The organism is Thermus tengchongensis (assembly GCF_021462405.1).
In the GTDB taxonomy this organism is placed as follows: Bacteria; Deinococcota; Deinococci; order Deinococcales; family Thermaceae; genus Thermus; species Thermus tengchongensis.
This window is the reverse complement of record NZ_JAKEDU010000006.1, coordinates 105,949-125,646: the sequence shown is the minus strand read 5'-3', so window position 1 is coordinate 125,646 and position 19,698 is coordinate 105,949. Positions and strand designations below refer to the sequence as shown.

Below are 19,698 nucleotides of genomic sequence, written 5' to 3'. Positions count from 1 at the left end.
GGTGGCCTTGGGGCCACCCCCTTTAGAGTATCCCTGGCGCTACTTGGCGCCTGGGGCCGCCATCTCGATGACGCGGATCAGCTTGTTGTCGGCCCAGTTGCCGGTGGAGGCCACCTGCATGACGAAGTACTTGGCCTTCTTGTTGTCGCCCTTGTCGTCAAACTCGATGGTGCCGGTGAGCCCCTCCATCTTGACCTGGCGCACCGCCTGGGCCACCTGCTCCCGGGTGGGCTTCTTGTTGCCCGCGGCCTTGATGGCGTTCTCCAGGGCGGTAAGGATCACGTTGGCGGCGTCGTAGGCGTAGATGCCGAAGCCCTCCATGTCCTTGCCGTACTTCTGTTTGAAGCGCTGGGCCACGGCCCTGGCCTTGGGGAAGGCGGAGACGGGGCCAGCCACCGTGGTGTAGAAGGTGCCGGCGGCGTTCTCCTTACCCGCCAGGCGCACGAACTCGCTGGCGTCCAGGCCGTCGCCGCCCATGAGCCGGGTTTTTACCCCACGCTCGCGGAGCTGCTTCACGAAGGGGCCGATCTGGCTGTAGATGCCGCCGAAGTAGATAAGTTCGGGCACGGGCCGGGCGCCGCGGATCTGGTTGATGATGGGCACGAAGTTGGAGGTTTCCTCCGTGCCCACGAAGGCCACCGCCTTGCCCCCCAGGGCCTCGAGGCGCTTCTTGAACTCCTCCGCCAGGCCCTGGCCGTAGGCGGTCTTGTCGTGGATGACGAAGACGTTCTTCACCTTCAGGTTGTTGAAGGCGTACTCGGCGCCCACGGGCCCCTGCACGTCGTCCCGCCCGCAGATGCGGTTCACGTTGGGGAGCCTGCGGTCGGTGACCCGGGGGTTGGTGTTGGCGGGGGAGACCATGACCAGGTTCACCCGGGCGTAGACCTCGCTGGAGGGGATGGCCACCCCGGAGTTCAGGTGGCCCACCACCCCCAGGATGTCGGGGTCGTTGATGATGCGGTTGGCGTTGGCCACGCCCACGTCGGGGTTGGCCTGGTCATCGTAGGGCACCAGGACCAGGTCAAAGCCCAGGGCTTTGAACTTGGCCTTGGCTTCCTCGATGGCCAACTCCGCCCCCAGCTTGATCTGCTCCCCCAGGGCAGCCTGGGGGCCGGAAAGGGGGGACTGGGTGGCGATCTTGATGACGTTGGCCTGGCCCAGGGCCATACCCAGGGCGGCCACACCTGCTACCAGCAAACCGATTTTCCTCATAAGCACCTCCTTAAGCGCACGCGTTCACGTTGCGGCCCCATTCTAAGGGGGGGGTACCGGTTCTTGTCAATGCCCCCTCGTAACTTTATGCCCGACCCACGGGTCAGCCCCTCCTCCCGGAGGAGGAGAGGCGCCATACCCACCCTCAGTACGTGGCCAGATACCGGTCCAGCTCCCACTGGTGGACCGTGACCCGGTAGTCGTCCCACTCCATCTGCTTGGCCTGGAGGAAGTGGGTATAGACGTGTTCGCCCAGGGCCTCGCGGATCACCGGGTCCTTCTTCAGGGCCTCGAGGGCCTCCCGAAGCGTGCCTGGAAGCTCGCGGATCTTGTGCTTGCGCCGTTCCCGCACGCTCATGTGGTAGATGTTGCGCTGGATGGGGGGCGGGGGCAGGAGCTTGCGCTCGATCCCGTCTGCCGCTGCCGCCGCCATGACCGCCAGGGCCAGGTAGGGATTGGCGGAGGGGTCGGGCATCCTGAGCTCGGCCCGGGTGCCCACGCCCCGGCGGGCGGGGATGCGGATCATGGCCGAGCGGTTGGCCGCCGACCAGGCGATGTTGGTGGGGGCCTCGTACCCGGGGGTGAGGCGCTTGTAGGAGTTCACCAGGGGGTTGGTGATGGCCACCATGCCCTCCGCGTGCTCCAGAAGACCAGCGATGAAGTGGAGGGCGGTTTTGGAAAGCTGGTACTCGGCCTCGGGGTCATAGAAGGCGTTCTGGCCGTCCTTGAAGAGGGAGAGGTGGGTGTGCATGCCGCTGCCGTTGATGCCGCGGATGGGCTTGGGCAGGAAGGTGGCGTGGAGGCCGTGGTTCAGGGCCACCTTTTTCACCACCCACTTGAAGGTGGCGATGTTGTCCGCGGTGGTGAGGGCATCCGCATACTTGAAGTCGATCTCGTGCTGGCCCGGGGCCACCTCGTGGTGGGCAGCCTCGATCTCAAAGCCCATGGCCACCAGGACGTTGACCATGTCCCGCCGGGCTTCCTCGCCCTTGTCTATGGGAGCCAGATCAAAGTAGCCCGCTCGATCGTGGGTTTCCACGGTGGGCAAACCATCAGGCGTGCGCAGGAAGAGGAAAAATTCCGGCTCAGGGCCCGCATACATGTTGTCAAAGCCAAGCTTCTGCAACCGCTCCACCTGGCGCTTCAACACGTACCGGGGGTCCCCCTCGAAGGGACGGCCATCGGGGTAGGTCACATCGCAGATGAGCCGGGCCACCCGGCCCCGCCCAGGGTCTTCCAGGGCCTCGGGGAGGATGACGAAGGTGTTGTAGTCGGGCTTGAGGAGCATGTCCGACTCCTCGATGCGGGTGAAGCCCTCGATGGAGGAGCCGTCGAACATGATCTCCCCGTCCAGGGCCTTCTCAAACTGGGACTCGGGGACCTCCACGTTCTTCACCACGCCCAGGATGTCGGTGATCTGGAGCCTGAGGAACTTGACCTTCTCCGCCTTGAGCGCCTTGAGGATTTCCGCCTTGGTGTACGCCATTTTTGACCTCCTTGACCTGCTGAGGCCGGGCATTTACCCTTTTCCCCCAGCAGATTGCGCAAAGTGTACAGCAAATATATGCACAATGTCAAGCCTTAGGGCGTCACCCGTCAAGCAAGGTCTGGCCTCGAGGGCCTTGACCCTAAGCTGACCTGGCCTTGGGTAGACTGAAGCCTGGAGGTCGGGTATGTATAAGCGGCGCGAGGTATTGAAGGCAGGGGCAGCTTTAGGTTTGGCGGGCCTGGGCTTGGGGCGGGCCCAGGGGGCCTTTACCCTTACCCTGGTGCACACCAACGACACCCACGCCCACCTGGAGCCCATGGAGCTCACCCTTTCCGGCAAGAAGGTGAGGGTGGGGGGCGTGGCCCAGCGCATCGCCTTCTTTGACCGCCTCCGGGCAGGCCGCAAGAACCTCCTCTTCCTGGACGCCGGGGATGTTTTCCAGGGGACCCTTTACTTCAACCAGTACCGGGGCTTGGCGGACCGCTACTTCATGCACAGGGCCCTGTACCGGGTAATGGCCCTGGGCAACCACGAGTTTGACCTGGGGCCTGGGCCCTTGGCGGAGTTTTTGAAGGGGGCAAGGTTCAAGGTGGTGTCCGCCAACGTGGGGGTGGAGCGGGAACCTCGGCTGAAGGGTCTTTTCTCTCCCTACGCCGTCGTGACGGTGGGCGGGGAGAAGGTGGGGGTGATCGGCCTCACCACCCCGGACACCCGGGAGATCGCCAACCCCGGGCCCACCGTGGACTTCCTGGACCCCTACGAGAGCGCTCAGAAGGCGGTCTACGAGCTCCTGCGGAAGGGGGTGAACAAGATCATCGTCCTCTCCCACCTGGGCTACGCCGAGGACCTGAAGCTGGCCCGGAGGCTGGTGGGGGCCCAGGTGATCGTGGGCGGCCACTCCCACACCCTTTTGGGGAGCTTCCCCCACAAGGAGCTGGCCCCGGCGGGCCCCTACCCCACGGTGGTCAAAAACCCCGAGGGCAAGGATGTCCTGGTGGTGCAGGCCTGGGAGTGGGGGAAGGTGGTGGGCCTCTTGGAGGTCACCTTCAACGAGAAGGGAGAGCTTCTGGCCTACAAGGGCGAGCCCGTCCTCATGACCCCCGAGGTCTCCCCCGAGGACTTCTTCGCCAAGGAGGCCCTCCTGGCCTACGCCCAGCCGGTGATGGCCCTCATGGCCCAGGTGATCGCCGAGGCCAAGGTGGACCTGGTGGGCGAAAGGGCCATCGTGCGCAAGCGGGAGAGCAACCTGGGCAACCTCATCGCCGACGGCATGGTGTGGAAGACCAAAAACGCCGGGGTGCAGATCGCCCTGCAAAACGGCGGCGGCATCCGGGCCTCCATCCCCAAGGGGCCCATCACCGTGGGCAAGGTCTACGAGGTCCTGCCCTTCGGCAACACCTTGGTGGTCATGGACCTGAAGGGCAAGGAGATCAAGGCGGCTCTGGAGAACGGGGTTTCCCAGTGGGAGCAGGCGGCGGGCCGCTTCCTGCAGGTTTCCGGCCTGCGCTACGCCTTTGACCTGGCCCGCCCTGCGGGGGACCGGGTGGTGCGGGTGGAGGTGAACACGGAGAAGGGCTACCAGCCCCTGGACCTCGAGGCCACCTACCGGGTGGTGGTGAACAGCTTCATCGCCAACGGGGGTGACGGCTTCACCGTCTTGAAGGAGGCCCAGGGCTACCGGGTGGACACCGGCTTCGCCGACGCCGAGGCCTTCATGGAGTACCTGGGGCAGCTGAAGGAGGTGGAGGCGGCCCTGGAGGGGCGCATCGAGGTCCTGAACGAGCCCCAAGGAGGGCAGCCCGCCTACTGGGCCTACCGGGTTCCCGAGCGGGTGGGGGTTTAGGCCAGGGGCAAAGGCCCCGGGGACCGGTCCCCGGGGCCCTCCTTGCGGAAGGCCTATTCGGCGGCGACCAGGATGCGCACCGGGTCCCCCACCCGCACCAGACCGCCTTCCAGCACCCGGGCGTAAAGCCCCCGGCCCCCGTAGAGGAGCTTGGGAAGCCTCAGGTCAAACTGGGAAAGGCTGGAGCAGACCGTGCACACGTAGGAGAACTCCAAAAGGGCTTCCCCTATCCTTAGGCGGGTACCTGGGGGTAGGGCATGGGGGTCAAGGTCCAGGAGGAGGTTTTCCCCCAAGGCTCCCAAGGGCAGTTCTATACCCGCCTCCTTGGCCTTGTCGTAGGCAGGGAGGCCCGCTACCAGGACAGCCCGGTCGGGGTCCTTGCCCGCATGCCGGTCCCCCTTGGCCCCGAAGCCGGCCACCAGTTCCAAAACCTTCACCTGGGGCTTGGGAAGACCGGAGCCCAGCCCCAGGTGGAGGGAAACGACCTTCCCGCTCATGGCAGCTTGAGACCTTGCCGAAGCTTCAGAACCTCCTCTGGGGCGAGGGCCTTGGCCCGGGCCGCCTTCACCTCCTCGGGGGTGTAGGGTTTAAAGCCTTCTGGGGCTCCCCACGCCACCAGGTGGTTGAGGACCAGGGCCAGCTCGTCATCGGAAAGCCAGGCGAAGCCCGGCATGATGCCCGTGTAGTTCTGGCCCATAATCTGCACCTCCCCTTGCACGCCGTAAAGCACCGCCAGGAGGAGGTATGCCCGGCCGCCTTCCGCCTTGAGGAGGTTCTCCACGTGTCCTTTGAGGGGTGGGAAGGCGGGCGGGTTGCCTTCGCCCTGGGGTCCGTGGCACCCCTGGCAGTTGGCGTAGACCTGGGCGCCGGTCTTCGGGGCAGCGGCCTGGGCTGGCGGCGGGGCGGGTGGCGGTTCGGTGCCCAGGTAGGTGGCCAGGTAGTCCAGGATGGTGGCCCGTTCCTCTGGGGTCACCTGCAGGCCCCGTATGACCATCTCGTTGATGATGGCGTCCCAGCGTTCCCGCGAAAGCCGCTCGCGGGCCACGAAGCCGATGTCGTGGCAAGCCTGGCACTTGGCCAGCACCACCTCTTGGCCGGGGCCCTCGGGGAGGGTGAACTGGCTCAGGGCCAGGTATCCCCCCAAGCTGGCCGCGGCAATCGTCAGTATCCAGAGAGGCTTTCTCATGCTTTCAGTTTAAACCCCACCCCTGTAAGGTTTTGGGTTTCCGCCACACGTATGCCCCCGGAGGACCTCCGGGGGCTTCCTCAAGCCTTAGGCCACGGTGAACTTTACCCGCATCACCCCGCTGTACTCGTAGCCCCGCTCGTTCCAGGCGATGTTGCCGTCCAGGGGCTGGCTGCGGCCTGCGGCGTCCCAAGCCCGAGCCATGATCTCGTGCTCCCCGGAGCGGAGGTAGACCGTGGTCCGCCAGCGGATCCAGCCGAAGCTTTTCTCCTGGCGTTCCAGCTGAGCCTGGTGCCAGGTGCGGCCGCCGTTGGTGGAAACCTCCACGCTCACGATGGGGACGATGCCGTCGTTGAAGGCGACCCCCTCCACGCGCACGTAGGGACCCTCCACCGTCTGGCCCTCGAGGGGGGCAAAGATGAAGCTGTTGAGGGTGACCAGCCAGTTGGGGCGGGAGTTCTGCAGGGTATAGGGGTAGGTTTTCCCAGGCTCTTGCGGCAGGAAGGGGATGGCGGCGTTGGGAATGGTGGGTACCCGGTAGCGGGGAACCTGTTCGGTGGTGGTGTTTTCTCCCTCGGTGAACTCGATCTTCTCTACCCACTTCACGTTGTTGACCCCAAAGTAGCCGGGGAAGACCAGGCGCACGGGCCCCCCGTGCACCGCTGGCAGGGGCTCCCCGTTCATGGAGAGGGCCAGGAGGGCGTTCTCCAAGGCGTGGATGGGCACCGAGCGCACGAACTCGGGGGCGTTGCCCTGGCGGCTGGCGTGGGCGGTGATGTAGAAAGCCTTTTCTCCCAGCTTGACCCCTTTGGCAGCCAGGAGGTCCTTCAGGCGGACACCCCGGAAGGTGACGTTGCCCATCCCACCCCGCTTCCAGGGGTTACCTGAGGGGCGGGGGTTATAGAGGGTGCGCCCGTTGCCCGAGCACTGGAGGACCATGGTGACCTCGTGCTGGGGCAGGGAGAGGAGCTCCTTGGCCTCAAAGGTGAAGGGTTTGTCCACCAGGCCGCTTACCTCCACCTTCCACCCCTCCAGGTTGGCCCCTTCCACGGTGTTGTAGCCGGGGAGGTCTACGTTGTTGCGGATGTAGAGGATTTCCTTGGGCGTGCGCTCGGGGTTGCTCACCAAGAGGTCATAGGGGGTTTCCATCACCACGGGGCGCTGGGAGAGGACGATCATCTTGGGGTTTTTGCCCTTCACCAACTGGTCGGCGGTGGGGGTTTGTTGGGCCAAGCCCCGCCCGCCTGCGGCCAGAAGTGCCGCCCCCATACCCATGAGCTTGAGGGTGGTACGCCGATTGACCTTTTCCATAGCACGCCTCCTTTTCTTAGGACATTTGTCCCCTCAGTTTTGTATGCTATTCCTGTAACCCTACCCCTGTCAAGTTGGGGTAAATTGCAAGGAGCGCCTTCTCCAGGCCAACATTTAAACTTCCTTGTCCGGGGGTACCCCCCGGTTATGATAAGGGGCATGCTCAAGGGTGAAGGCCCTGGACCCTTGCCCCCCCTTCTCCAACAGTACGTGGAGCTCAGGGACCGCTACCCCGATTACCTCCTCCTCTTCCAGGTGGGGGACTTCTACGAGTGTTTCGGGGAGGATGCGGAAAGGCTGGCCCGGGCTTTGGGTTTGGTGCTTACCCACAAGTCCAGCAAGGACTTCACCACCCCCATGGCGGGGATCCCCATCAGGGCCTTTGACGCCTATGCGGAAAGGCTTTTGAAAATGGGTTTCCGGTTGGCGGTGGCGGACCAGGTGGAACCGGCGGAGGAGGCCGAGGGCCTGGTGCGGCGGGAGGTGACCCAGCTCCTCACCCCCGGCACCCTGGTGCAGGAAACCCTTCTTTCCAAGGAGGCCAACTACCTGGCAGCCATCGCCACCGGGGATGGTTTCGGGGTGGCCTTTCTGGACGTCTCCACCGGCGAGTTTAAGGGGACGCTTTTGAAGAGCAAAAGCGCCCTCTACGACGAGCTATTCCGCCACCGGCCTGCCGAGGTGCTCCTGGCCCCAGAGCTCAGGGAAAACCGAGAGTTTTTAGAGGAATTCCAGAAGCGCTTTCCCGTTATGCTTTCGGAGGCTCCCTTTGAACCGTTAGGGGAAGGGCCCTTGGCCCTGCGTCGGGTCCAGGGGGCGCTTCTTTGGTATGCCCGCTGGACCCAAGGGGAAGGGTTTTCCCCAAGGCCCTTCCGCCCCTATGACCCCGGGGCCTTCATGCACCTGCCCGAGGCCACCTTAAGGGCCCTCGAGATCTTCGAGCCCATCCGGGGCCAGGACACCCTCTTCGGCGTTCTGGACGAAACCCGCACCGCTTTTGGTCGCAGGTTGTTGCAAAGCTGGCTGCGCCATCCCTTGTTGGAGGCGGGCCCCCTGGAGGCCAGGTTGGACCGGGTGGAGCGCTTTGTGAGGGAAGGGACCCTGCGGGAAGGGGTCAGGCGCCTTCTTTTCCGCCTGGCGGACCTGGAGAGGCTGGCCGCCCGTCTGGAGATGGGGCGGGCATCCCCGCGGGACCTGGGCTCCTTGCGCCGGAGCCTGGAGATCCTGCCCGAGCTCCGGGCCCTCTTGGGGGAGGAGGTGGTCCTTCCCGACCTGGGTTCCCTTCTGGAGGAGTTGAGGGCGGCCTTGGAGGAGGAACTTCCCCTCAAGCTCTCCGAGGGAGGGCTGATCCGCCAGGGCTACGATCCCCATCTGGATGCCCTGCGGCAGGCCCAGCGGGAGGGGGTGGCCTATTTTCTGGAACTGGAGGAGAGGGAGAAGGCCAGAACCGGCATCCCCACCCTGAAGGTGGGTTACAACGCCGTATTCGGCTACTACCTGGAGGTGACCCGGCCCTACTACGAGAGGGTGCCCTCGGAGTACAAGGCCATCCAGACCCTCAAGGACCGGCAGCGCTACACCCTGCCGGAGATCAAGGAGCGCGAAAGGGAGCTCTACCGCCTCGAGGCCCAGATCCGCCGCCGGGAGGAGGAGGTCTTTCTGGAACTTAGGGAGAAGGCCAAAGGGAAGGCGGAGGCCCTGAGGGAGGTGGCCAGGGTTCTGGCGGAGTTGGACGTTTATGCCGCCCTTGCGGAGGTGGCGGTGCGCTACGGCTACGTGAGGCCCCGTTTTGGCGATCGGCTTCACATCCGCGGGGGGCGCCACCCGGTGGTGGAGCGGCGCACCAGCTTTGTCCCCAACGACCTGGAGATGGCCCACGAGCTCGTCCTGGTCACGGGGCCCAACATGGCGGGGAAGAGCACCTACCTGCGCCAGACGGCCCTCATCGCCCTCCTGGCCCAGATCGGGAGCTTTGTGCCCGCGGAGGAGGCTACCCTTCCCCTCTTCGACCGGATCCTGACCCGCATCGGGGCCTCCGACGACCTGGCGGGGGGCAAGAGCACCTTTATGGTGGAGATGGAGGAGGTGGCCCTCATCCTCAAGGAGGCCACGGAAAGGAGCTTGGTCCTTCTGGACGAGGTGGGCCGTGGGACGAGCTCCTTGGACGGGGTGGCCATTGCCACCGCCGTGGCCGAGGCCCTTCATGAGAGGCGGTGCTACACCCTTTTCGCCACCCACTACTTTGAACTGACCGCCCTACCCCTCTCCCGGCTCAAAAACCTGCACGTGGCCGCCAAGGAAGAGGAAGGAGGCCTGACCTTCTACCACCAGGTGCTCCCCGGGCCTGCTTCCAAGAGCTACGGGGTGGAGGTGGCCAGGATGGCGGGGCTTCCCAAGGAGGTGGTGGAACGGGCCAAGGCCCTCCTCCAAGTCCTCACCGCCCGCAGGGAGGGGGTGGCGGAGGCAGTACTGGAGAAGCTCATCTCCTTGGATCCCAACACCCTGACCCCCCTCGAGGCCCTCCGCCTCCTGCATGAGCTCAAGGCTTTGGCTCTGGGGGCTCCCCTGGATACCATAAAGGGGTGATCCGCCTGCTTCCTGAGGAGCTCCGGGGGCTCCTGGCCCGGGGGGAGGTGGTCTTTTCCCTGAAGGATGCGGTGCGGGAGCTTTTGGAAAACGCCCTGGACGCAGGGGCCAAGAGGGTGCGGGTGGAGCTTTTTGGTGGGGGGCGGGAGAGGATCGTGGTGGAGGACGACGGCGAGGGAATCCCCTTTGCGGAGCTTCCCTTGGCGGTGGAACCCTTCGCCACCAGCAAGCTCCAGGACCCTGGGATGCTTCCTGAGGGGAACAGCTTGAGGATCACCACCCTGGGCTTTCGCGGCCAGGCCCTTTACGCCCTAAGGCAGGCCGCCCTTCTCAGGATCCGCTCCCGGCCCCGTTTTCAGGTGGGTGGGGGGCTTCTTCTAGCCCGGGGGGAGTGGGTGGAGGTTAGGGAGGTACCCGCCCCCCCGGGGACCCGGGTGGAGGTGGTGGGGTGGGAAGGGGCAGGCTCGGAGCGGGAGGTGGCGGAGCTTTTAAGGCGCTATCTCCTCCACTACCCCTGGCTTTCCCTGGCCTTTTTCGCAGAGGGGGAGGCCCGGCTCCTCTTCCCGGGTGCGGGGCTTAAGGAGGCCGCTCGGCTGGCCTTTGGCCGGGTCCTGGCGGAAAGGCTCTTGCCCGTGGAGCGGGAGGCCGGGGGCATGCGCCTTCAGGGCTTGCTTTCCGGACCCCAGGTCTCCCGCACCCGGCCCGACCTACTCTTCCTCGCCATAAATGGCCGTCCCGTGGCCTGGCCGGAGGGTTTGCTGAAAACCGTGCGCCGGGCCTACCGGGAGCTTCTTCCCGAGGGGTATTTTCCCGTGGGTGTTCTGAACCTCACCCTGCCCCTCGAGGCCTTCCGCCTACGGCTAGATGCCAGGAAGGAGGAGGTGGCGGTCTTGGAGGAGGTGGAGGCCTTTGTGGAGGAAGGTCTGAGGGAGGCCTTCCAAAGGCATAACCTGGCCCGTAGCCTCCCTGAACCCAGGCCCCTTATGCCCTTAAGCCCGCCTACGCCCTCAGGGCTTCCCCCTTTGCGGTACCTGGGGCAGTTCCGGGGTAGCTATCTTTTGGCGGAGGCGGGGGATACCCTCTACCTGGTGGACCAGCATGCCGCCCACGAGCGGGTCCTCTACGAGGAGTTTCAAAGGCGCCTCAAGGAGGAGGGGCTAAGGGAGCTTCCCTATCCAGTTCTGGTGGAGCTTTCCCCTGCGGAGGAAGCCCTTTTGCCGGAAAGACAGGAGGCCTGGGCCTCCCTCTTTGCCCTCGAGGCCTTTGGCCCAGGCAGGGTCAGGCTCCTAGCAGCCCCTTCCTTCCTCCATCCCTATCCCCTTCTCCTTCCGGAGATCTTCCGTGAAGCCCTGAGGGGAGAGGGGAAAAGCCTCACGGAGCTTTTGGCCCGCCTGGCCTGCCTGCCGGCGGTGAAGGCAGGGCACCCCCTGTCCCGGGCCGAGGGCCAGGCCCTCCTGGATGCCCTCCTCCGGTGCCAAACCCCCTGGGTCTGCCCTCACGGCCGGCCCACCCTGTTGGCCCTTAAGGAGGAAGACCTCATTCGGCGCTTTGGCCGCCGCTCGGGGGCGCGGGCAGGAGAAGAAGCCCGTCCTCGTCGGCAAGAAGATAGCTTCCCGGAAGCACCCGGGCCCCAAAGAGGCTGAGGGGCACGTCCACCTCCCCCTTACCCTCCTTGGCGCTTTTGCGGGGGGTGGCGGTAAGGGCCAGGAGGCCGATGGGCACCTCCTTGAGTTCCGCTGTGTCCCGCACCGCCCCGTGGACCACCACCCCGGCCCAGCCTCGCTCCCAGGCCAGCCGGGCCAGGTTGCCCCCCAGAAGGGCAGTCTTCAGGGAGCCTCCCCCATCCACCACCAGCACCTGGCCCTGGCCCCCTTGCTCCAATACCCTGCGCACCAGGGCGTTGTCCTCCAAGACCTTCAGGGTCCGCACCCGCCCTTGGAAGCGGGACCTGCCGCCGAAGCTTCTAAAGACCATGGGCAGGGTTTCCGCCTCGGGATGGGCGTCCGATAGGTCGGTGGTTCGCCAGTCCATGGGGATATAGTAGCGCCTATGGAAGAGGCGCGGCTCCTCATCACCTGCCCGGACCGGCCCGGGATCGTGGCTGCGGTTTCCGGGTTCCTGTACGCCCATGGGGCCAACATCACCGATTTGCAGCAGTATTCCACCGATCCCGAGGGCGGGACCTTCTTCATGCGCTTGGCCTTCACCACCCCCCACCTGGACCTTTCCCGCCCGGCCCTGGAAAGGGCCTTCCAGGACGTGGTGGCGGGCCGCTTCCAGATGGAGTGGCGCTTGGCTTACGCCTCGGAAAGGAAGCGGGTGGCCATCCTGGTCTCCAAGCCGGCCCACGCCCTCTTGGAGCTCCTCTGGCGCTACCGGGTGGGGGAGTTGCCCATGGACCTGCGCCTGGTGATCTCCAACCACCCCCACCACCAGGAGGAGGTGGAGCGCTTCGGCATCCCCTACCACCACGTGCCGGTGGAAAAGGGAAGGAAGGAGGAGGCGGAGGAAAGGATCCTGGCCCTTCTGGAAGAGGAAAGGGTGGAGCTGGTGGTTTTGGCCCGCTACATGCAGATCCTATCCCCTGGTTTCGTGGCCCGCTACCCCATGCGCATCATCAACATCCACCATTCCTTCCTGCCGGCCTTCGCCGGGGCCGATCCCTACCGCCAGGCCCACGAGCGGGGGGTGAAGATCATCGGGGCCACCGCCCACTACGTGACAGAGGAGCTGGATGCAGGACCCATCATCGAGCAGGACGTGGTGAGGGTATCCCACCGCCACTCCGTGGCGGAGATGCGGAGGCTCGGGCGGGAGCTGGAGCGCACGGTCCTGGCCCGAGCCGTACGCTGGCACCTCGAGGACCGCATCCTGGTCCACGGGAACAAAACCGTGGTCTTTGTTTAATCTCAGACTAACCGGAAAGGCGTAGGGTGGGACCAGGAGGTGGCGCATGAACCTTGCCCGTTCTTTCTTGGGTTTTCTGGTGCTTTCCCTGATGGCGGGGGCTGTGCTCTGGTGGGGGTTGAGCAACGGCCAGACCCAGCGCTCCCAGCCTGCTCCTCTACCTGCCGAAGCAGGGCTTTTGGAGTATGAGCGCAACACCGTGGAGATCGTGGAGAAGTACGGCGACGGGGTGGTCTACGTGGGGGTGGTGACCCGTCCCCAAAGGGTCCAGCTTCCCCCTGGATTTGAGTTTTTTGCTCCATTTTTGCAAATGCCCCCGCAAGAGGGGACAGGTTCCGGCTTCGTGATCGATAAGGAGGGGCATATCCTCACCAACCATCACGTGGTGGCGGGAGCGAGCCAGATCACGGTGAAGTTCCACGGCGACCCCAAGGAGTACCGTGCCCGCCTGGTGGGGGCGGCCCCGCCTTTGGATCTGGCCCTTCTCAAGGTGGAGGCCCCCAAGGAAAAGCTGGTGCCCCTGGTCTTGGGGGATTCCGACCGCATAAGGGTGGGGCAGAAGGCCATCGCCATGGGGAACCCCTTTGGCTTGGAGTTCACCGTAACCCAGGGGATCGTCTCCGCCATCCGGGAAAACCCCGGGGCCATCGGGGACGAGTCCGGCCTGGTCCCCCAGGTGATCCAGACGGACGCCGCCATCAACCCGGGCAACTCCGGGGGGCCCCTTCTCAACTCCCGGGGGGAGGTGATCGGCATCAACACCGCCATCCTCACCCCCACGGGCCAGTTCGGGGCCGCCCAGTTCGCCGGGGTGGGGTTTGCCCTGCCCATCAACCTGGTGAAGCAGTACCTTCCGGAGCTAAAGGCGGGCAAGACCCTCACCGCCGAGGAGATCATTCGAAACCGGCCCCGGCTTGGCGTTTCCCTTATTCCCCTTTCCGTTTACCCGGAAAGGCTACGCCAGCAGTACGGGCTTCCCGCCTCTGGTCTCATGGTGCAGGAGGTGGAGAGGAATAGCCCGGCTGCCCGGGCGGGCTTAAGGGCTCCAAGCCGTTTTGCCTACATCCAGCTTCCCACGGGTGAGGCCTTGCAGGTGGGGGTGGATGGGGATGTGCTCCTGAAGGCCGATGGGGTGCCTCTTTCCTCCATCGCCCAGCTCCGGCAGGTGCTCTACAGCAAGAAGTCGGGAGAGGCCGTGAGCCTCGAGGTCTGGCGCCAGGGCCGCACCCTCACCCTGAAGGTGGTGCCCCAGGTCCTGCGCTAGGGGGGCCAGAGGAGCCGGGCCCGCAGGCATCCCCCTTGGGCGCGGAACCAGGCGCCCCCCAGGTACAGGACGACCCCCACCTCCGAGCAATAGGCCAGGACCCGGTGCCTCTGCCCCGCCAGGGCCTGGTTCCAGGCGTACTCCCCCCCGGTGTAGTAGGCTTCCGTTTCCGGATCGGCGTAGGCGCGAAAACCAGCAAACCGCCAGGGGAGGCCGAACTCCAGCAGCACGGGCCTCCCCGTCACCGAGTGCACAAACTCCACCCGTCCCCTGTCCCAGGGGGTGAGGAGGAGGAGGTGGCGTTTTCCCTCCCCCTCCACCTCCACCACCCGGGCCAGGGCCAGGAGGGCCAGCAGGAGCCAAAAGGCCCAGCTCCCGAGGAGGAGCCGGGCCGCTTCGGGTAGGGAAGCCCGCGCCCTCACCGCCGGCTAGGGCCCCTTGCCCAGGTCCAGGGGCCTTTCCCCCAAGGGGAGGTCCGTTCCCCCCCGAGGAGGGGCCTCACCGCAGGGCCCCCACCTCCCGGAAATAGCGCAGGGCCCCCTCGTGGTAGGGGATGGTGCCCCCCACGAAGCGCACCGCGTTCTCCAGGGTGGTATCCCGAGCGGCGGCCACCGCCTGGCGCAGGGTGGTGAGGTTCTCAAAGGTGGCCTTGGTGAGGGCGTAGGCGGCTTCTGCCGGGAGGCTTTCTGGGCAGACGAAGAGGTTCCAGAAGGTGAGGGTGGGGGTGTCGGCGCGGGCGCCGTAGGTGGCCTTAGGGATCACCCCGGGGCCTGCCAGGCCAGGAAAGCGCCTTTGGAAGGTCTGGACCACGGTGCTCTTGGGGTCCAGGGGCACCAGGTAGATGCGCTGCCCCTTGCGGGCCAGGCCTGCGGCGAGTTCGGTGATGGCCCCCGTGGGCAAGCCTCCGGACCAGAAGAAGGCGTCGATGTTGCCCTCTGCCAGGGCGTTGGCGCTCTCCTGGGCTCCCAGGCGCTCCTGCTTGGCGAAGTCCTTAGGGGAAAGCCCCGCCGCCTGGAGCACCAAGAGGGCCTCCACCTCGGTGCCCGATCCCGGGGCCCCGGTGGATACCCGCTTGCCCTTGAGGTCCTGGATTACCCGGATGCCCGACCCTTCCCGGGTGACGATGTGCAGGAAGTTGGGGTACATGGCGAAGAGGATGCGGGTGCTCTTGGCGGGTTTGTCCTTGAAGCGCTCGTGCTGGCCGGTAAAGGCTAGGTAGGCGGAGTCGGGGAGCACGGTGGCACAGTAGTAGGTGCCGCCCCCTGTGCGGTTTTCCAAAAGGAGGAGGTTGTCGATGGAGGCCGCGGTTTGTATGGCCTGGGCCTCGGCCACCCCGGCCTTGTTCCAGATCTCCGCCAAAGTGGTGCCGTAGTAGAAGTAAACGCCTCCCACACCCCCCGTGGCCACCACCACCTTGGGTTTTTGGGCCACAGCCAAACCCATCAAGGCCAGGAGGACCAAAAGGACTCTCTTCATCACCTTACCCCCTTTCCTTCGGCTTTACCCTAAGCTCCCCCTCTGGCCTTCGTCAAGCCCTTGCGGAAGAAGAAAAGCCCCGCGAGGAATGCTCCTAGGTTCAGGGGCCAGAAGGGAACGAAGAGCATCACGGCGAGAATGCCCAAGGCCCAAGCCTCCCAGCGCTTCAAGGGCCTCCTCGTGTACCCTGCCCCCGAGGCCGAGAGGTAAACGATGCCGATGGCCACGGAGAGGAAGCGCTCCAGGATCATGGGCCAGGCTTCGCCGGGGGGGGAGTTTTCCAGGACGGGGACGATGAGGAGGGCGGTGCCCGAGTAGGAGAGGAGGAAGAAGAAGCCGACCAGGTACTTGGAAAGGGCTACCCGTGCGGCGTAAACCCCGGTCTGCAGGGGGTTGGTGCCAAAGACGCTGCTGGCGGCGTAGGCGGACAGGGCCACGGGCGGGGTTACATCGGCCAGGACGGCATAGTAGAAGAGGAACATATGGGTGGCGAGGAGGGCGGCGGAGTCGGGGATGCCGTTTAGCTTGGCCAGGGCGATGATGGCGGGGGCGGTGAGGGCCGAGGTGAGGACGTAGGTGGCCGTGGGGGGTACCCCCATGCCCAGGACCAGGCTGAAGAGGGCGGTGATCAGGGTGGCGAGGAGGAGGCTTTCCCCGGAGACCTGCTGCAAAAGCTGGCTGAACTTGGAGGGAAGCCCGCTGATGACCATCATGGCGAAGATGAGGTTGGCGGCGGTCACGGCGGTGCCGATGGGCAAGAGGGTGCGGAAGCCTTCGGCGAGGCCCTGGAAGATGGGTGCCGCGCCCTTGGGCCGCAGGGTGGGATCCAGGTAGGTGATGAGGATGAAGAAGAGGAGGGCCAGGCTGGCCGCGGTGCGCACCTCGTAGCCCAGGTAGAGCATGGCCACGATGAGGAGGATGGGCAGGAAGAGGATGGAGTAGCGCAGGGCGTAGCGCCTGCGGCTCATGCCCAGCTCCGCGCCCACCGCGGGCAAGCCCGCCTTGCGGGAGTAGAACTCATTGAAGGCGATGACCGCGGTCAGGTACAAAAGGGCCGGCCCCAGGGCCATGACGATCACCTTCAGGTAAGGGATCTGCAGGATCTCCACCATGATGAAGGCGATGGAACCCATGACCGGTGGGGTGATGAGGGCGATGGTGCCCGCCGTGGCCACCAGGCCTGCGGCCACCAGGCGGTCATAACCGGCCCTTTCATAAAGGGGCTTGGTGAGGGCGGCCACGAACTGGGTGTCCGCGGCCCCGGAGCCGGAGAACATGCCCATGAAGACGCTGGCCAGGCCCGTAACCCGCCCGGGGGTGGCGGGGTGCTTGCCCACCAGGGCTAAGGCCAGGTTGGCCACCACCTTTCCCAGGCCCAGGGCCCCGATCATGCCGGAAAGCAGGGTGAAGTAAACCAGGTACTTGGCGGATACGCCGGTGATGAGCCCGTAGATGCCGGCCTCGGTCTCGTTGTAGGTCTTGCCCAGGAGGAGATCGATGCTCTGGCGGCTTCCCTTGAAAGCCCCGGGGAAGAGGTCGGCGTAGAGGTTGTAGCTGAAGAAGAAGAGGACCAAAACCGGCATCACCGGCCCTAAAAGGCGGTAGACCAGGCCCAGGACCAGCATGATGAGGCCGAAGGACATGGCCATATCCCAGGGCTCGGGAAGGACGGCCCGGTAGACCAGCTCCTCGAAGTAGCGGAGCTGGTAGAGGGTGGGGAAGAGGGCGAGAAGGACGGCGAGAAGGTCGGCGGGCCGCTTCAAACCAGGAAGCAGGGCGGGTAAGGCGGCCACGCCCCAGTAGAGGAGGCCCACCGCCTTGACCTCCCAGGATAGGTTCACCCCGGGAACGCTGGGGAAGAGAAAGTTGTAAAGGGGGATGAGGGTAAAGGCGAAGTACACCCAAGCTCCAAGGGTGCGCTTTCTGGGGAGGTAAAAGGAAACCAGATAACCCCCTAAAAGGAGAAAGAGAACATGGGTGCTTCGCTGGAGCTGGACAATGTCCAGGATGGGGATCTCCGCCTTGGCCAGGGGGGTGAAGGGGTGGAGGACCAGGTAGAGGCTGTAAAGCGCCCCCAACACCAGGATCCAGTTCGCGATGCGGGTCAGGGGGGTTTGGGCTACCGGGCGTTCGAGCTCCATGCTTGCCTCCACAAAAGCCCGGGGCCTGGAGGCTTCCAGGGCACCCGGGCTCAGGCATGGCCTACTTGATGAGGCCCTTCTCCTTCAAGTAGCGCTCGGCTCCGGGGTGGAAGGGGATGGGGAGCCTGCCAAAGAGCTTGGCGGTGGCCTCGAGGCTGGTGTCCTTGGCAGCGGCCACGGCGGTGCGCAGGGTGTCCAGGTTGTCAAACACCGCCTTCATGATGGCGTAGCCCGCCTCCGCGGGAAGGGTGTCCGGGCAGACCACGATGTTGCCCGTGGCCAACCCCGGCACGTCGGTGCGGGTGTTGTAAACGCTCTTGGGCACGTTGTAGGGGTCCACCAGGCCCGGGAACTTCTTCATGGCCACCTGGGCGGTGGTGCTCTTGGGGTCGATGGGCACCAGGTAGATGCGGTCCCCCTTGCGGGCCAGGGTCTGGGAGAGCTCCACGATGGAGCTGGTGGGCACGCCTCCCACCCAGAAGAAGGCGTCCAGGGTGCCTTCGGCCAGGGCCTTGGCCCCCTCGGCCACGGGTAGGCGCTCCCGCTTGGCGAAGCTCTCGGGCTTCACCCCCGCTCCCTGGAGCACCAGAAGGGCCAGGTTTTCCGTGCTGGAGCCGGGCTGGCCCGTGGAGACCCGCTTGCCCTTAAGGTCCTGCACCACCTTGATGCCGGACTTTTCCGTGGTTACCAGGTGGATGAAGGAGGGGTACATGTAGAAGAGAACCCGCTGGCTCTTGGCGGGCTTGTCCTTGAAGCGGGGTTCCTCGCCGGTGTAGGCCACGTAGGCGGAGTCGGTGGTGGTGAGGGCGCAGTAGTAGGTGCCGCCCCCGGTGCGGTCCCGCAGGAGCTGGAGGTTGTCGTAGGAGCCCCCGGTCTGCACCGGCTGGGCCTCGGCCACCCCGGCCTTGTTCAAGATGTCGGCCAGGGTTGTGCCGTAGTAGAAGAAGACGCCCCCGGTGCTGCCGGTGCCGATGACCACCTTGGGCTTCTGGGCCAGGGCTAGGCCCAGGGCTGCCAAACCGAGGAGGATAAGGATTCTCTTCATGGCCACCTCCCGTATACTTTTGCGCCCCTAACCTACCCTACCCTAGGGTACCTGTCAAGGTGAGGGATGTCCCAGCACCCGTATCTGGAAGGCCCTGAGGAGATCGGTCTTGCTGAGGATGCCGAGAAGTTGGTCCCCTTCCATGACCAGGGCCCGGACATACCCCCGCTCGGCCATCCGCTCCAGGGCGGTGAGGGCGTCCTCCTCGGGGGCAAGGACCAGGGGTTCTTTCAGGTAGTGGCCCACCGGGGCCAGGGGGTTGGCGCCCTCCAGCCCCTCGAGGCCCACCACCCCCAAAACCCGCCCCTCCTCCACCACGGGGAAGCCGGAAACCTTATGTGCCAAGGCCAGTTCCAGGACCTCCTGGACGGAAAGGGAGGGGGGGATGACCAAGGGGTTTGGGGTCATGAGGTTCTTGACCTTGAGCCCGCTTAAGGCCTGGGCTAGGAGGGCAGCCTCCCCCTCGGCCCTCGAGGCCATGTACACAAAAAAGGCAATCAGGACCAGGAAGGGGTTGAAGACCACAAGGCCGAAAAGCCCCAAGGCCCAGGCCACCGCCTGGCTCAGGGCCAAGGCCTGCCGGGTGGCCTGGAGGTAGGGCTTGCGCAGGGCGAGGAGGGCCCGGTACACCCGCCCCCCGTCCAGGGGTAGGGCGGGGAGGAGGTTGAAAAGCCCCAGCATCAGGTTGATCAGGGCCAGGTAGTGGGTGAGGAAGCCCAAGGCCCCGGCCTCCGTGCGGGCCAAGTGGAAGAAGAGGGCCAGGGCGAAGCTCACCGCCGGGCCCGCCAGGGCGATCCAGAGCTCCTTCAGGGGCTCCCGGGGGATGCGCTCCATCTGGGCCACCCCCCCCAGGAGCCAGAGGGTGATGCGCCGGGTTGGGATGCCGAAGCGGTGCGCCGCCAGGGCGTGGCCCAGCTCGTGGAGGAGCACGGAGAGGAAGAGGCCTATGGCCGCCAGGAGGCCCAAGAGGAAGGGCCTTGCCCCCTCGAGGAGGCCTTCCTGGGGGGGCAGGCCGAAGAGCCTGAGGTAAAGGGGCAGGTTGCTGCCGATGAGGAAGGCCAAAAGAGGCAGGATGATCAGGAAGGAGAGGTCCAGGTGGACCGGGATCCCCAGGATGCGGAAGAGGGGCAGACCCCGCTGGAACATGCCCCAAGTATAAGGGGCAGGGCCCCCGCCCGGAACGGGGGGCGGGCTTTCCCCCATCCCCCTGGGGCCTGCGGGGGCTCAGGGGCGGGTAA

General features: G+C 65.5%; 16 protein-coding genes. 5 read left to right on the top strand and 11 right to left on the bottom strand.

Annotated elements, in window-relative coordinates; translation table 11 throughout:
- Nucleotides 1-39: 39 nt before the first annotated feature.
- A complete protein-coding gene (locus L1087_RS08960; protein WP_234558571.1) occupies nucleotides 40-1,212 on the bottom strand; it encodes a branched-chain amino acid ABC transporter substrate-binding protein in 1,173 nt (390 codons plus the stop codon).
- A gap of 145 nt (nucleotides 1,213-1,357) precedes the next feature.
- A complete protein-coding gene (glnA, locus tag L1087_RS08955; protein WP_234558570.1) occupies nucleotides 1,358-2,698 on the bottom strand; it encodes a type I glutamate--ammonia ligase in 1,341 nt (446 codons plus the stop codon).
- Between the two features lie 187 nt (nucleotides 2,699-2,885).
- Here glnA and L1087_RS08950 point away from each other — a divergent pair, with 187 nt between their 5' ends.
- Nucleotides 2,886-4,544 (top strand): bifunctional metallophosphatase/5'-nucleotidase, encoded by a 1,659-nt coding sequence (locus L1087_RS08950; protein ID WP_234558569.1) that lies wholly within the window; start codon nucleotides 2,886-2,888, stop codon nucleotides 4,542-4,544.
- 53 nt (nucleotides 4,545-4,597) lie between these two features.
- Here the strand turns inward: L1087_RS08950 and L1087_RS08945 are convergent, their stop codons facing one another.
- The 3 genes from L1087_RS08945 to L1087_RS08935 form a co-directional block, all read right to left on the bottom strand.
- Complete coding sequence (locus L1087_RS08945) at nucleotides 4,598-5,041, bottom strand: MOSC domain-containing protein (RefSeq protein ID WP_234558568.1); 444 nt, start codon at nucleotides 5,039-5,041, stop codon at nucleotides 4,598-4,600.
- On the bottom strand, nucleotides 5,038-5,730 hold the full coding sequence (locus L1087_RS08940; RefSeq protein WP_038040119.1) for a c-type cytochrome: 693 nt from the start codon (nucleotides 5,728-5,730) through the stop codon (nucleotides 5,038-5,040). Before L1087_RS08940 ends, L1087_RS08945 begins: the two co-directional genes overlap by 4 nt.
- Before the next feature lie 87 nt (nucleotides 5,731-5,817).
- Nucleotides 5,818-7,041 (bottom strand): sulfite oxidase, encoded by a 1,224-nt coding sequence (locus L1087_RS08935; RefSeq protein ID WP_135343176.1) that lies wholly within the window; start codon nucleotides 7,039-7,041, stop codon nucleotides 5,818-5,820.
- Between the two features lie 159 nt (nucleotides 7,042-7,200).
- Between L1087_RS08935 and mutS the strand changes: the two genes are divergently transcribed.
- Together mutS and L1087_RS08925 are read left to right on the top strand one after the other, a co-directional pair.
- The gene (gene mutS / locus L1087_RS08930; protein WP_234558567.1) at nucleotides 7,201-9,627 is read left to right on the top strand and encodes a DNA mismatch repair protein MutS; all 2,427 of its coding nucleotides are present in this window, start codon (nucleotides 7,201-7,203) and stop codon (nucleotides 9,625-9,627) included.
- Complete coding sequence (locus tag L1087_RS08925) at nucleotides 9,624-11,270, top strand: ATP-binding protein (RefSeq protein WP_234558566.1); 1,647 nt, start codon at nucleotides 9,624-9,626, stop codon at nucleotides 11,268-11,270. Before mutS ends, L1087_RS08925 begins: the two co-directional genes overlap by 4 nt.
- Here the strand turns inward: L1087_RS08925 and rraA are convergent.
- Complete coding sequence (gene rraA, locus L1087_RS08920; protein ID WP_234558565.1) at nucleotides 11,164-11,658, bottom strand: ribonuclease E activity regulator RraA; 495 nt, start codon at nucleotides 11,656-11,658, stop codon at nucleotides 11,164-11,166. The genes L1087_RS08925 and rraA overlap by 107 nt on opposite strands.
- A gap of 18 nt (nucleotides 11,659-11,676) precedes the next feature.
- Between rraA and purU the strand changes: the two genes are divergently transcribed.
- Together purU and L1087_RS08910 are read left to right on the top strand one after the other, a co-directional pair.
- Nucleotides 11,677-12,534 (top strand): formyltetrahydrofolate deformylase, encoded by an 858-nt coding sequence (gene purU / locus L1087_RS08915; RefSeq protein WP_234558563.1) that lies wholly within the window; start codon nucleotides 11,677-11,679, stop codon nucleotides 12,532-12,534.
- Between the two features lie 46 nt (nucleotides 12,535-12,580).
- Nucleotides 12,581-13,798 (top strand): S1C family serine protease, encoded by a 1,218-nt coding sequence (locus tag L1087_RS08910; RefSeq protein WP_234558561.1) that lies wholly within the window; start codon nucleotides 12,581-12,583, stop codon nucleotides 13,796-13,798.
- Here the strand turns inward: L1087_RS08910 and L1087_RS08905 are convergent.
- The 5 genes from L1087_RS08905 to L1087_RS08885 all read right to left on the bottom strand — a co-directional run bounded on the left by L1087_RS08905 (nucleotide 13,795) and on the right by L1087_RS08885 (nucleotide 19,606).
- On the bottom strand, nucleotides 13,795-14,154 hold the full coding sequence (locus L1087_RS08905; protein ID WP_234553769.1) for a hypothetical protein: 360 nt from the start codon (nucleotides 14,152-14,154) through the stop codon (nucleotides 13,795-13,797). The two genes, L1087_RS08910 and L1087_RS08905, sit on opposite strands and share 4 nt — an antisense overlap.
- A 142-nt stretch (nucleotides 14,155-14,296) precedes the next feature.
- A complete protein-coding gene (locus L1087_RS08900; RefSeq protein ID WP_234558559.1) occupies nucleotides 14,297-15,274 on the bottom strand; it encodes a TAXI family TRAP transporter solute-binding subunit in 978 nt (325 codons plus the stop codon).
- 29 nt (nucleotides 15,275-15,303) lie between these two features.
- Entirely contained in the window at nucleotides 15,304-17,415 is a 2,112-nt protein-coding gene (locus L1087_RS08895; RefSeq protein ID WP_234558557.1) for a TRAP transporter permease, read from the bottom strand.
- A gap of 61 nt (nucleotides 17,416-17,476) precedes the next feature.
- Nucleotides 17,477-18,460: a TAXI family TRAP transporter solute-binding subunit gene (locus L1087_RS08890; RefSeq protein WP_234558556.1), complete on the bottom strand. Its 984-nt coding sequence runs from the start codon at nucleotides 18,458-18,460 to the stop codon at nucleotides 17,477-17,479.
- Nucleotides 18,461-18,514: 54 nt separating this feature from the next.
- Nucleotides 18,515-19,606 carry a site-2 protease family protein gene (locus tag L1087_RS08885; RefSeq protein ID WP_234558554.1) on the bottom strand — a complete coding sequence of 364 codons (1,092 nt, stop codon included), beginning with the start codon at nucleotides 19,604-19,606 and terminating at the stop codon, nucleotides 18,515-18,517.
- Between the last annotated feature and the right edge of the window lie 92 nt (nucleotides 19,607-19,698).

Excerpts from the sequence above, each read along its gene's own strand:
- L1087_RS08960 (WP_234558571.1), bottom strand. The coding sequence starts at position 1,212 with ATGAGGAAAATCGGTTTGCTGGTAGCAGGTGTGGCCGCCCTGGGTATG.
- glnA (WP_234558570.1), bottom strand. The coding sequence starts at position 2,698 with ATGGCGTACACCAAGGCGGAAATCCTCAAGGCGCTCAAGGCGGAGAAG.
- L1087_RS08950 (WP_234558569.1), top strand. The coding sequence starts at position 2,886 with ATGTATAAGCGGCGCGAGGTATTGAAGGCAGGGGCAGCTTTAGGTTTG.
- L1087_RS08945 (WP_234558568.1), bottom strand. The coding sequence starts at position 5,041 with ATGAGCGGGAAGGTCGTTTCCCTCCACCTGGGGCTGGGCTCCGGTCTT.
- L1087_RS08940 (WP_038040119.1), bottom strand. The coding sequence starts at position 5,730 with ATGAGAAAGCCTCTCTGGATACTGACGATTGCCGCGGCCAGCTTGGGG.
- L1087_RS08935 (WP_135343176.1), bottom strand. The coding sequence starts at position 7,041 with ATGGAAAAGGTCAATCGGCGTACCACCCTCAAGCTCATGGGTATGGGG.
- mutS (WP_234558567.1), top strand. The coding sequence starts at position 7,201 with ATGCTCAAGGGTGAAGGCCCTGGACCCTTGCCCCCCCTTCTCCAACAG.
- rraA (WP_234558565.1), bottom strand. The coding sequence starts at position 11,658 with ATGGACTGGCGAACCACCGACCTATCGGACGCCCATCCCGAGGCGGAA.
- purU (WP_234558563.1), top strand. The coding sequence starts at position 11,677 with ATGGAAGAGGCGCGGCTCCTCATCACCTGCCCGGACCGGCCCGGGATC.
- L1087_RS08910 (WP_234558561.1), top strand. The coding sequence starts at position 12,581 with ATGAACCTTGCCCGTTCTTTCTTGGGTTTTCTGGTGCTTTCCCTGATG.
- L1087_RS08900 (WP_234558559.1), bottom strand. The coding sequence starts at position 15,274 with ATGAAGAGAGTCCTTTTGGTCCTCCTGGCCTTGATGGGTTTGGCTGTG.
- L1087_RS08895 (WP_234558557.1), bottom strand. The coding sequence starts at position 17,415 with ATGGAGCTCGAACGCCCGGTAGCCCAAACCCCCCTGACCCGCATCGCG.
- L1087_RS08890 (WP_234558556.1), bottom strand. The coding sequence starts at position 18,460 with ATGAAGAGAATCCTTATCCTCCTCGGTTTGGCAGCCCTGGGCCTAGCC.
- L1087_RS08885 (WP_234558554.1), bottom strand. The coding sequence starts at position 19,606 with ATGTTCCAGCGGGGTCTGCCCCTCTTCCGCATCCTGGGGATCCCGGTC.